We start from the raw sequence: 11,688 nt of genomic DNA, 5'->3' as shown, positions 1-11,688 counted from the left end.
TTGATAATATTGAAAAATGTAGAAAGAGAACAGTAATAATAACCAATATTTTTTTGTTTTTTCATAAATGCCTCAAATCTAACCCTCATCTTATATATCGGAATATGTGTGGCAAACAAGTACAGAAATAATTATTATTTTTCAAAAGAGAATTATGGATTGGCATTATTGTGACATATCTGTTATCATATATGTGGGTGTCAACATGACAGGATTGTCATTTGACACCTATTGCTGACTTGAAAGACAAATTGCCATTTTAGATAAGCAGGCCTTAGCGAAGAAAGGCTTACTTTCATGTCGGATAATATCAGTGATAAAGGATGGAAAAAGTATGGATTATACGAAACTTTTAGATAAGGCCAAAGAGATGCGCAAGATGTCATATGTGCCGTATTCACATTTTCATGTAGGCGCAGCACTTCTTACAGAAGATGGGAAAATATATGGTGGATGCAACATTGAAAATGCATCTTATGGAGCTACAAACTGTGCTGAACGTACAGCATTCTTTAGCGCAGTAGCACAAGGAGATAAGAAATTCAAGGCAATAGCAATTGTAGGTGGTCCTGAGGATGAGAATGGAAATATTGATAAGCTAACAGATTCGCAGCCATGTGGAATCTGTAGACAGGTCATGAGAGAGTTCTGTGGACCTGATTTTGATATAGTACTAGAGGGAGCTGATGGCAAAGTTACCGTTCAGACTTTGGAAGAAATTCTTCCAAACAGCTTCGGCCCTGAGAATCTGTAAATATTTGGTGGTCACTTTTAATTTGAAGTGACCACTTTTTTGTATCATTTCACCTTCTAACAGGAGAGAAATAAGGTGCTCAGTTTTCATTAATAAGCTTCAGAAGATAAGGTATCTCAGCTTCAAAGTTAACTGCATAGTTTACGCTGTCTGGATCTTCGTAGGTATTGCGGATGCTGGCAGCTGTAAAGTCTGTGGCGATCTTGAGGGCTGTATATACGTCTTTTCCCAAGGTAAGGGCACCTGTGAATGCGCTGGCGTAGACGTCGCCTGTTCCGTGGGATTTATATGGAATTTTGGTTGTTCCATAGCTTATGAACTCGCCACTTTCTGAATTGAGGCCGATGAAGCCGAAGGTGCCGTTATCAAGAGTAACACCTGTTATCACTGGGAACTTGCAGCCGGCTTTAACGAGCTTTTTGAGAAGGTCGCAGATTATGTCATCTGATGCATCTTCGCCGGGATACTCTTCGCCGAGCATGAGGCAGGCTTCTGAAATGTTTGGAAGAGTGATATCGGCTTTTACGCAGAGGCTTAGCATCTCTTTAGCAAAAGCGTCATCAAAACCTACATATAGTTTTCCATTATCAGCCATAGCAGGATCAACTACTATGGCTGTATTTTTGCCCCTAAGTGTGTCAAAGTATTCTTTTACTATATCTATCTGACGAATGCTTCCAAGGTAGCCTGTGTAGATGGCATCGAATCTGAATCCTTCCTTCTTCCAGTGATCAAGGATTGGCAGCATGTCATCAGTCAGATCTCTGAAAGTGAATCCTTTGAACTGTGTGTGAGTAGAAAGAACTGCAGTTGGTACAATTGCGGTCTCTACTCCCATGGAGCTGATTATAGGAAGTGCAACTGTAAGTGAGCATTTGCCTACGCATGAAATATCCTGAATTGATACGATTCTTTTCATAATTATGTCCTCTTGTTCTTTAATGTATTGTGTGCAGGTAAACTAAAGCAAGTACTTGGCAATATCTGATTTTGAATATTGTCATCACTGATTTAAGAGTATAATATGAAATTGGAATTATTATTATAACCATTTTTATAAAAACTAATAGGACCAGAATCGGAAGGGCTAGTTTATGTATGATGTTGAAAAAAGGGGTAATAGACCCATATATGAATACCTGTATATGTGCATTCGTGATGATATTGTAAGTGGAAGAATAAAAAAAGGCGAAAAGCTCCTTTCAAAGAGAAGACTTGCTCAGCAAGAGGGAGTAGCACTTATCACTGTAGAAAATGCATATGAGCAGCTTCTTGTCGAGGGATATATAGAAAGCAGAGAAAGAAGCGGATATTATGCGGTCATGGATGCGGGAAGCTTATCAGGTTCCTTGCATTTAAGCAAAGATGTCAGATCAAATATAGTAAGAACAAAGAGAAAAACAATAACAAGTGTTTCGAATAAAAACAAGAAGGATATTACTGATTTTGTATCTCAGAGGCTTCACGATGATGCTTTTCCTTTCGATATCTGGTCTAAGCTGATCCGTAAAGTTCTGTCAGACAGAAATCCCGAATGTCTTGCTCCGCCTGATCCTTGCGGACTTGAAGTTTTAAGATCTGCAATCGCTGGTTATCTTATGAGAAGCAGAGGAATAGAAGCTGATCCTGACAATATAATAATAGGGCCCGGTACTGAATATTTAGAAAATATACTTTTGATATTATCAGGAGGCGGAGCGCTGACTGCTGTAGAAGATCCCGGATATAAGAAAATGGGACTTTTGTGTGAAAGGGCGGGACATAAATGCCTTCATATTCCTGTTGATAAAGATGGCCTTATAGTTTCTTCACTTGAAGGAACCAGTGTAAGACTATTGAATATATCACCATCTCATCACTTTCCAACAGGAGCAGTTATGTCAGCAGGAAGGAGAGCACAACTACTTGACTGGGCAGAGAGAGAAGGCGCCTATATTGCAGAAGATGATTATGATTCAGAATTCAGATTTTCAGGGAGACCGATTCCTCCTATATCTGCTGCATATCCGGATAAAGTAATATATATGAATACATTTACAAGGACTCTTGCTCCTTCTATCAGAATTGCTTTTATGATCCTGCCTAACAGGTTAATGGACTTATACAGACAAAAGCTTGATTTCTATTCCGGAACAGTATCATCTATAGATCAGCTCGTAATGGCTGAATTTATAAATGGAGGCTATTATGAACGTCATCTTTCCAGAATGAGGAATTTTTATGGCAAAAGACGTGAAAACATAATGAATCTTTTTGCATCAAATAAAGAAAAGCAGTTATTTACACCTGTCAAAGATACAGCAGGACTAAGGATAGTTCTAAAGGCACCGGAATGGCTTGATGATGAGAAATTCATTAAGATGCTTTTGGAAAATGGTATTAGGATGAACTGCATGAATGATTATTGTTATAGCCATAATAGTAAGTATGAGCATCTGTTTCTGGCAAGCTTTGGAGCAGCCGATGAATCAGACTTTAAAAAGGCATTACCTGTTATGGAAAAGGTTGCAGGAAAGTGCAGAAGATAAACATAAGTCAAACATAAGTCAAAAATAAGTCCTGTATCATTAAAATGATACGGGACTTGCATTAGGGCCACTTTTGATCTCGCAGTTACCTTCAAGCGTATTGACTGCTGCCTGGTATTCGGAAAACGATTTAGACTTAAGTATATTTTTGATATATTTATCTGTTCCTTCGAAGGACTGTGACATATAGAACCACATTTCCTTCATCTTATTGTGAACGTTGTGACTGTCTTTTAAGTGCTCTTTGTACATGTTCTCAAGAGCACGTCTGAATTCTTTGAATTCAGCCTTAGTCATCTGTGCGCCGCCCTTGATCTGACGACCAAGGGATGGGTCAGCAACTATACCTCTTCCAAGCATAACTGAAGATATTTTATTATCAGTACAGCCGGACGTGTTTTTATGATATATACCTATAATATCGTTTGTTTTTAAATCATCATTAGATTTGTTTTGAATACTATTATTAGAAATAGCATTGTTATCTAAAGAGTATCCATACTTTTGGTTTATATCATTATAATCACTGAGAGTGAACACATTGCCGTTGTAGCATACAGGGCAGGAACTTTCTATAAGAGCCTTCTCAAATACTTCCATATCGGGAACCCCTTTATAGAACTGCTTCCTTAAGCGGGGATGAATGGTAAGCTCTTTGATAGGATACTTGGCATATATCTTAGATAATTGCTCCATCTCAGATGCTTCAAGATATCCAATCCTTGTTTTTACAGATAACTTTTTAGCTTCATCACCAAGACTATCAAATACTTCATCAAAGAAAGTATCCAGTTTATCAGGATCGCGAAGAAATCCTGAACCTCTTCCCTTTGCTGTTACAGTTCCTGATGGACATCCAAGGTTAAGATTTACTTCGTCATATCCCATTGATATAAGCTTTTTGAAAATCCATATAAACTCTGTAGAACTATTTGCAAGAACCTGGGGAACTACGTTCATTCCTTCGTTATTGGCAGGATCAATTTCACGTTCATCACGCTTTTTGATATAGTGATCAGGAAATACACTAATAAAAGGGGTGAAATATTTATCCACCCCTCCAAAGTATTCATTGTGAAGCTGTCTGTAAAGATATGTTGTTATGCCCTCCATGGGCGCATAATAAATGTTCATTATATATAAAACCTTTAATGATATTTGTTGTATCTGGTACTTTTAAGCTAATAATTTAAGAATCGGCAACCTTGATACAATATCACATTTTTACAGATTATGCCACAGATAAGAATTTAGCGATATGATCCTCGATTATCTTCATAAGTCTTGTTCTTGCTTCAATACTTGCCCATGCAATATGTGGAGTGATGAGAAGTTTAGTGCTGTCTTTGATCCTGAGAAGAGGATTGGACTCTTCAATAGGCTCAACTGAAAGAACGTCAAGACCGGCAGCTCTTATAACATCATTTTCAAGTGCATCAGCAAGATCTTTTTCGTTAACGATAGGACCACGTCCAAGGTTAAGAAGGATAGCAGATTTCTTCATCTTGGAAAGAGCTTCCTTGTTGATGAGGTTGTTAGTTGCATCGTTAAGTGGTGCATGGATTGATATGATATCAGATGTAGCAAGAAGCTCGTCAAAAGATACTTCTTTATATTCAGAATCATGATTCTTGCCTGAAGTAGAGTAGTACTGAACGTTACATCCAAAGGCTTTGGCAACAGAAGCTACCTGCCTTCCGATAGCACCAAGACCGATGATTCCGTAGGTCTTTCCATAAAGCTCACCAAATCTTTTTTCAAAATGTGTGAACATGAAGTCCCTGGTGTAGCCATCTGTCTTAACGTAGTTATCATAATAAGCCAGGTTCTCGAAAAGATAGAACAGGAGTGCGAAAGTGTGCTGAGTTACTGTCTGAGTTGAGTATCCTGCTACGTTGCGCCACTCGATGTTCTTAGCTGCAAGATAATCAAGATCAAGGTTGTTGACACCTGTTGCTGTTACGCATACAAGCTTTAAGTTCTTGGCTGTTCCTATAGTCTTTTCATTGATCGGAACTTTGTTAAGAATGATAATATCTGCATCCTCAACTCTTGCAGGAACCTCTTCTGGCTTTGAAAAGTCATAAATTATAACTTCACCAAATCTGTTAAAACCAGAAAGATCTATATCTTCACCAATTGTTTTGCGATCAAGAAATACGATTTTCATAAGCATCCTCCGTTGTTATCTAGTAAATTTAGCAATATAAATATACCATCATGATAATTCGCAGAAGGCGCTATTTCAAGTTGAAATCTGTGTAAAGCGTGAAAAAAATTGCTCCAAATTGATACAGCATATTTTTATGGAAAGATATATCGATTCTTGCTACACGGCCTTAAAGAGTTTTATGTCGCTCTTGACACATATACAGAAAGCGTATTAACATATCCAATGATAAATAAATATTACTTCGGGGGCGGGTGTAATTCCCTACCGGCGGTATAGTCCGCGAGCTGCCTTTTAGTAGCATGAACCGGTGTGATTCCGGTACCGACAGTAAAGTCTGGATGGAAGAAGAATTAGCAGGCACTACGCTTGCAGAATTGATGGTAAATTGTAGCCCCGGTTTATTCCGGAGCTTTTTTTATTTTCAAATTTAATTATATCTTTTAATTATTTATCATAGAAAGGATAAAAAATGAATATTACTTTACTCTCTAGTGTTGTACAGAACACTATTTATGTTTCCGGCTTTGTGATAATAATCGCAATAGCTTTTATTGTTTCAATTCTTTGCGAGAATCTGGCTCAGAAGATCAATCATACAAGCGAGCCTTTGTTCAGCACAAGAAAGATAGTTGTTATAGGTACATTTGCTGCTATATCAGTTGTTCTTATGATGTTTGAAATTGCATTACCTTTTGCTCCTTCATTTTACAAAATGGATCTTTCAGATCTTCCGGCGCTTATAGGTGCATTTGCATTTGGTCCTATGGCAGGCGTTATGATAGAGCTTGTAAAGATACTCCTTGAGCTCGTAATAAGAGGAACGTCAACAGCTTTTGTTGGAGAACTTGCCAATTTTGTGATCGGATGCTGCTTCGTACTTCCTGCTTCAATTATTTACACTTTTAAAAAGACTCGTACAATGGCACTTATAGCCTGCCTTGTTGGAACAATTGTTATATCGATCGTGGGAAGTCTCATGAATGCATTTTTCCTCCTTCCTGCATATAGCGCACTTTATGGAATGCCGGTAGATGCCTTCGTACAGATGGGTAATGAAGTTAACGGCAACGTAACAAGCATATGGACTCTTGTACTTTACTGCGTAGTACCACTTAACCTTTTAAAGGGCGGAATTGATTCTATAATAGCAGTTCTTATATATAAGAGAATCAGTGTCATACTCAAGACCGCTACATTTGCATACAAAAGGAAATGATTGGTCTTTGTGTTATTTTTATTGGAAATATGCCGATATATAAGCAAAGATAGTGTCGATTGTGTTTATAGGTAGTTGCAAGGATGCATACAAAGTTAACTAATGGCTATAAAAATTGTTAACTTACCGGAAAGGAGTCTGAACTATGGCATTATCAAGTGATATCGCGCGTATAAGCGTAGCTCAATCTATGTATGATACTTCTTCATACAAAAATTCCGTCAAAAAAGAAGCAGCATCAGATACAACTGCGACCGCAGAAGCAAAGTCTGCTGCCAAAATATCCGGAAGAACAGTTGGTGATGTTAAGCTTAGTGATAAGGCTGCTAAGTATTATGAGAAGCTTAAAGCCAAGTTTTCAAATATGGATTTTGTACTTGTATCAGCAGATCAGAAAGATAAAGTTGAGGCAAATGCAGCAGCTTATGGCCAGGCAGGTAAGACAGTAGTACTTATTGATGATGCTAAGATCGAACAGATGGCCAATGATGAAGCCTATGCTGACAAAGTTGAAGCTATTATTACTAATGCAGAGGCTCAGCTTAAAGCAGTTGGTAATGGTCTTCCCGGAACCGGAGCAGATGTTCAGGGATATGGCATGAAGATCAATGATGACGGAACCGCTACTTTATTTGCAGTCCTTAAGGATTCTTCGAAAGCTCAGAAAGCCCGTATTGAAAAGAAAGCTGCCAAGAAGAAGGCAGAAGAGAAGCAGGAACAAAAGAAGCTTGAAGAAAAGCGGGCTCTAAAGAAAGCTGAAGAAAAGAAAGCCAAAGAAACTGATAAAGAAGACAAGATCAGTGAAGATGACAATGAGTATGTGACGGTTACGGCTAATAGTGCCGAGGAACTATTAAAGAAGATTGCTGATCAGGCAATGCTTTTCAGAAGTAATAGTGTTATGACTGAAGATGAAAAGATGGTTGGTCAGAACTTTGATTTTAATGTTTGATCAAGGTAAATATAGCCCTCATTCTAGATAAATATAGCCCTCATTCCAGATAAATACGCAAATAAACTTATGAAAAGTTCCCAAAAAACCGATAATAGGTTATAATTAAGAGTGATAATTAATTGATTATCGTTTGATTGTGGTTAAATAAATACGCTATGACCGTAATACGGCAGGAGGGCATATGTTTATCTGCATGTCATGTCAGGACAATACTGAAAAAACAACGACTGAGATCTGCGAGTTCAGAGGAATAAGGTATGATAACCGCTATAAAACGGTTGTGATATCGACTGAGCATGAGAATCATGATTATATCGTCCCTATGACAGAGACCAAATATGAGCAGTTTGTGGCTGATATAGCTAAAGCCATGAATGAGCATAATCTTATTTATATCAATAATGGTGTCATTTTCCGTTGTAGAAAAGGCGAGATTCATAATAGTGAACCTCAGAACCTTACTATCAGCTGGTAAGATAATTATTAACACATGTCGAATTTACGTCCTGTAAATAACGATTTAAAACTCCATCAATTTGATGGAGTTTTTTTATGCAAAAAAGTTCAAGATTACCCCACTAATATCCGATATAGATAATAGAGTTTTTTCATTGTGATCTATGAGTAAAACACAGCCCTAAAGCGGCATGGAGGTTCTAATGGCTTTCACTAGAAAGCGTATCAGGCTCGGAGAATGTCTTTTAAATGAGAAGTTCATAACTCAGGAAAAACTTGACGAAGCGCTTGCCCTTCAGAAAAGCAGTGGTAAGCGTCTTGGTGAGCTGCTTGTAGAAAACGGCTATGTTACAGGTGAACAGCTTGCAACAGCACTAAGCCGTCAGCTAGGCCTTGGTATTGTAAATCTTCAGGTAATAGAGATTCCTGATGACATTCTGAACATGGTACCGGCTAACATACTTAGGAAACACAAGGTTTTACCATTTGAATATAAACCAGGCGCACCCAATACTCTGCATGTTGCCATGTCAGACCCTATGGATACAGTAGCGATCGATGATATCGGTATTGTTACCAATCTGTCCATAGAGCCTGTACTTTCTACTGCCCAGAGCATCATGCTTGCTCTTGACAAATACTATGGCAATACTGACCTTAAAGATGCAGCAGAGCAGTATGCCAAAGAAAGAACGCATGCTCATGAAGAAGCAGAGCAGGAAACTGCTGAAGTTACCAATTCTCCTATAGTACAGCTTGTTACTACTATGATAGAATCAGCTGTTCGCCAGCGTGCATCTGATATACATATTGAACCCGGAGCAAGAAATCTTAGGATCAGATTCAGAATTGACGGCGCTTTGTATGAAAGAGCTGTATACAACAATAACCTTCTTGGTGCGATCGTAACACGTATCAAGATTGTCAGCGGAATGGATATCTCTGAAAAGAGAAAACCTCTTGATGGTCGTATGACGCAGATTGTAGACAGACTTGAATATGATATCCGTGTATCTACACTTCCTACAGTATACGGCGAGAAGGTCGTTATGAGACTTGCTTCCAAATCAGCTCTAAACAGAAGTAAGGATCAGCTGGGACTTAGGCCTGACGAAATGGAAGTTTTCGACAGAATAATATCCAATCCTAATGGAATTCTTCTTGTAACAGGTCCTACAGGATCAGGTAAATCAACTACGCTTTATACAGCACTTTCAGAACTTAACAAAGAAGATGTTAATATCGTAACAGTAGAAGATCCTGTAGAAGCTAATATTAATGGAATCAATCAGGTACAGGTTAATCCTAAGGCAGATCTTTCTTTTGCTTCAGCTCTTAGATCTATTCTGCGTCAGGATCCGGATATTATCATGATCGGTGAGATAAGAGATCAGGAGACAGCTTCTATTGCTGTTCAGGCATCTATTACCGGTCACCTTGTTGTATCTACGCTTCATACCAATTCTTCGGCAAGTACAGTAACAAGACTTGAAGATATGGGACTTGAAGCCTATCTTATAGCAGATTCTGTAATAGGAATCATAGCCCAGCGTCTTATAAGACGCCTATGCCCTGAATGCAAACAGGCTTATGAGGCATCTGCCCAGGAGAAGAGACTTCTTGGAGTGGATGAAGACAAGCCTCTTACTCTTTATAGAAAAGTCGGATGCCCTAAATGTAGTAATACAGGCTTCTCCGGACGAACAGGTGTATATGAGATCATGGAAGTTACGCATGATCTAAAGCTCATAATAGAGAGAAAAGGAACTGCAGACGAGATCAAGAACCAGGCACTTAAAGAGGGCATGAAGACTCTCAGAATGAGTGCAACAAAATATGTTCTTGATGGCACGACTACAATTGATGAGATGAAGAAAGTTTCGTATGATTCTTAACTAAGAAAGGATCGCCATGCCAACATTTGGATATCTTGCTTTTGATGCTTCCGGTAAACAGGTCAAAGGCAGTATGGACGGCGATAGCCGTGAACAGATAATAAGAGAGCTTAAGTTCAAGGGACTTACTCCTGTCAAAGTAGAAAGCCAGAATCTTCTAACAAGAGATATAAGCTTTGAATTTGGTGGAGTAAAGACCAAGGAGCTTGCTATTTTCTGTCGCCAGTTTGTGAGTATATCAAAGGCCGGTGTACCGATCATTCAGAATATGCAGCTTCTTTCTGAACAGACAGAGAACAAGGTGCTTGCAAATGCGATAAAAGAAATAGTTACTGACATAGAAAAGGGTGAAACACTTACATCTGCCATGGAAAAACATAAGAAGGTGTTCCCAAATCTCCTTATTACAACGGTAGGTGCGGGCGAAGCATCCGGTAATCTCGATATGGCATTTGAGCGTATGGCAGTCCAGCTTGAGAAGACAGCCCTTGTTGAGGATATGATCAAAAAGGCTATGGTATATCCTATCATGGTACTTATAGTAGCGGTAGGTGTTGTAGGCGTAATGCTTATTGTAGTTATTCCTTCATATACTGATATGTTTGATCAGCTTGGAACAGAGCTTCCTGCGATCACCCAGATGGTTGTAGATATGAGCGACTTTGTAATAGCCAAGTGGTATCTGATAATTGCAGTAGTGGCAGCAGTCATTATCTTTTTTAAATGGTTTCAAGGTACTTCAGTAGGGCAGATGACACTTGGAAGACTGCAGATGAAGCTTCCTATAGTAGGTGATCTTACGCAGAAGAAAGCCTGTTCCAATCTTTCACGAACAATGTCCACACTATTTGCTTCCGGCGTATCTATCGTTGATTCCATAGATATCACGGCAAGGACAATGGACAATATATTATACAAAAATGCTCTTACAGAGACTAAAGATGCGGTAATAGCAGGTCAGCCCATGTCAATTGCATTGGAAAATACCAAGATGTTTCCTCCTATGATGTATCACATGATAAGAATAGGCGAGGAGTCTGGTTCAACTGATGAGATGCTTGAAAAGCTTGCTGAATACTACGATCAGGAAGTAGAAGCAGCAACAGCTGCCCTTATGGCAGCCATGGAACCTTTGATAATAATAGTACTTGCAGGAGTGGTCGGTTTCCTCATTGCAGCTATAATGTCACCCATGATGACAATGTATGAGTCGCTTGACAACCTGTAAGGCTATTTATAAAAACTAAATATCAATAAATAGTTTCCAAAATTGTGTATTGACAAAAGAGAAGGGAGGTAATAATATAAATCTTGCGCGATAGCAAAAAATATTGAAAATATGATTATAAAGTATGATTTTATTTTTGGTATTATTGCAGTTGGAGTTAAGGATGACGGTACTAATATACCGGCGAGATTCAGTCTACAGCAGGAGGCTGTAGGAAAAGGAGAAAAATAAATGATCAAGTTCCTTCGCAATTACAGAAACAACAAAGAAGACAATCAGGAAGAAAATAAAGGATTTTCACTTGTTGAGCTTATTATCGTAATCGCTATTATGGCTATTCTCGTAGCTGTACTTGCACCTCAGTTCTTACAGTATGTAGAGAGATCAAGAAATTCAACAGATGCTACTAATGCTACAAGTATTGTATCTGCGGTTCAGACATATATAGCAGATCCTGCATATACATCAGTAACTACAGGATTT

Annotated in this window: 11 protein-coding genes and 1 riboswitch; of the genes, 8 read left to right on the top strand and 3 right to left on the bottom strand. The window is 38.6% G+C overall.

Annotation, left to right across the window (positions count from 1 at the left end; genetic code table 11):
- The first annotated feature begins 334 nt into the window (after nt 1-334).
- The gene (locus K6G87_RS10650; protein ID WP_296836852.1) at nt 335-754 is read left to right on the top strand and encodes a cytidine deaminase; all 420 of its coding nucleotides are present in this window, start codon (nt 335-337) and stop codon (nt 752-754) included.
- Nucleotides 755-833: 79 nt separating this feature from the next.
- Here the strand turns inward: K6G87_RS10650 and K6G87_RS10645 are convergent, their stop codons facing one another.
- Nucleotides 834-1,673, bottom strand: coding sequence for a pyridoxamine kinase (locus tag K6G87_RS10645; protein WP_296836849.1), 840 nt, complete (start codon nt 1,671-1,673; stop codon nt 834-836).
- A 175-nt stretch (nt 1,674-1,848) separates the two neighbouring features.
- Here K6G87_RS10645 and pdxR point away from each other — a divergent pair, with 175 nt between their 5' ends.
- Nucleotides 1,849-3,282: a MocR-like pyridoxine biosynthesis transcription factor PdxR gene (gene pdxR, locus K6G87_RS10640; RefSeq protein ID WP_296836846.1), complete on the top strand. Its 1,434-nt coding sequence runs from the start codon at nt 1,849-1,851 to the stop codon at nt 3,280-3,282.
- A gap of 39 nt (nt 3,283-3,321) precedes the next feature.
- Here the strand turns inward: pdxR and K6G87_RS10635 are convergent, their stop codons facing one another.
- Nucleotides 3,322-4,416, bottom strand: coding sequence for a tRNA dihydrouridine synthase (locus K6G87_RS10635; protein ID WP_296836843.1), 1,095 nt, complete (start codon nt 4,414-4,416; stop codon nt 3,322-3,324).
- A gap of 97 nt (nt 4,417-4,513) precedes the next feature.
- The gene (locus K6G87_RS10630; protein ID WP_296836840.1) at nt 4,514-5,452 is read right to left on the bottom strand and encodes a D-2-hydroxyacid dehydrogenase; all 939 of its coding nucleotides are present in this window, start codon (nt 5,450-5,452) and stop codon (nt 4,514-4,516) included.
- A 236-nt stretch (nt 5,453-5,688) separates the two neighbouring features.
- Nucleotides 5,689-5,809: riboswitch (FMN riboswitch) on the top strand.
- 115 nt (nt 5,810-5,924) lie between these two features.
- On the opposite strand from K6G87_RS10630, the gene K6G87_RS10625 reads away from it, so the two are divergent.
- From K6G87_RS10625 to K6G87_RS10600, 6 genes are all read left to right on the top strand, one after another.
- Nucleotides 5,925-6,671, top strand: a complete 747-nt coding sequence (locus tag K6G87_RS10625) for an ECF transporter S component (protein WP_296836838.1) — start codon at nt 5,925-5,927, stop codon at nt 6,669-6,671.
- Between the two features lie 145 nt (nt 6,672-6,816).
- Nucleotides 6,817-7,623: a DUF6033 family protein gene (locus K6G87_RS10620; RefSeq protein WP_296836836.1), complete on the top strand. Its 807-nt coding sequence runs from the start codon at nt 6,817-6,819 to the stop codon at nt 7,621-7,623.
- 184 nt (nt 7,624-7,807) lie between these two features.
- Nucleotides 7,808-8,101, top strand: coding sequence for a hypothetical protein (locus K6G87_RS10615; RefSeq protein WP_296836833.1), 294 nt, complete (start codon nt 7,808-7,810; stop codon nt 8,099-8,101).
- A gap of 184 nt (nt 8,102-8,285) precedes the next feature.
- Entirely contained in the window at nt 8,286-9,977 is a 1,692-nt protein-coding gene (locus K6G87_RS10610; protein ID WP_296836830.1) for a GspE/PulE family protein, read from the top strand.
- 16 nt (nt 9,978-9,993) lie between these two features.
- The gene (locus K6G87_RS10605; RefSeq protein ID WP_296836828.1) at nt 9,994-11,205 is read left to right on the top strand and encodes a type II secretion system F family protein; all 1,212 of its coding nucleotides are present in this window, start codon (nt 9,994-9,996) and stop codon (nt 11,203-11,205) included.
- Between the two features lie 231 nt (nt 11,206-11,436).
- The coding region (locus K6G87_RS10600) for a type II secretion system protein (RefSeq protein WP_296836827.1) at nt 11,437-11,688 on the top strand (252 nt) is incomplete at its 3' end.

Source organism: Butyrivibrio sp. (assembly GCF_024699075.1).
This window is presented reverse-complemented; position numbering and strand designations above follow the sequence as displayed.

Coding starts and splice junctions, on each gene's coding strand:
- K6G87_RS10645 (WP_296836849.1), bottom strand. CDS start 1,673: ATGAAAAGAATCGTATCAATTCAGGATATTTCATGCGTAGGCAAATGC.
- K6G87_RS10615 (WP_296836833.1), top strand. CDS start 7,808: ATGTTTATCTGCATGTCATGTCAGGACAATACTGAAAAAACAACGACT.
- pdxR (WP_296836846.1), top strand. CDS start 1,849: ATGTATGATGTTGAAAAAAGGGGTAATAGACCCATATATGAATACCTG.
- K6G87_RS10625 (WP_296836838.1), top strand. CDS start 5,925: ATGAATATTACTTTACTCTCTAGTGTTGTACAGAACACTATTTATGTT.
- K6G87_RS10620 (WP_296836836.1), top strand. CDS start 6,817: ATGGCATTATCAAGTGATATCGCGCGTATAAGCGTAGCTCAATCTATG.
- K6G87_RS10630 (WP_296836840.1), bottom strand. CDS start 5,452: ATGAAAATCGTATTTCTTGATCGCAAAACAATTGGTGAAGATATAGAT.
- K6G87_RS10635 (WP_296836843.1), bottom strand. CDS start 4,416: ATGAACATTTATTATGCGCCCATGGAGGGCATAACAACATATCTTTAC.
- K6G87_RS10650 (WP_296836852.1), top strand. CDS start 335: ATGGATTATACGAAACTTTTAGATAAGGCCAAAGAGATGCGCAAGATG.
- K6G87_RS10605 (WP_296836828.1), top strand. CDS start 9,994: ATGCCAACATTTGGATATCTTGCTTTTGATGCTTCCGGTAAACAGGTC.
- K6G87_RS10610 (WP_296836830.1), top strand. CDS start 8,286: ATGGCTTTCACTAGAAAGCGTATCAGGCTCGGAGAATGTCTTTTAAAT.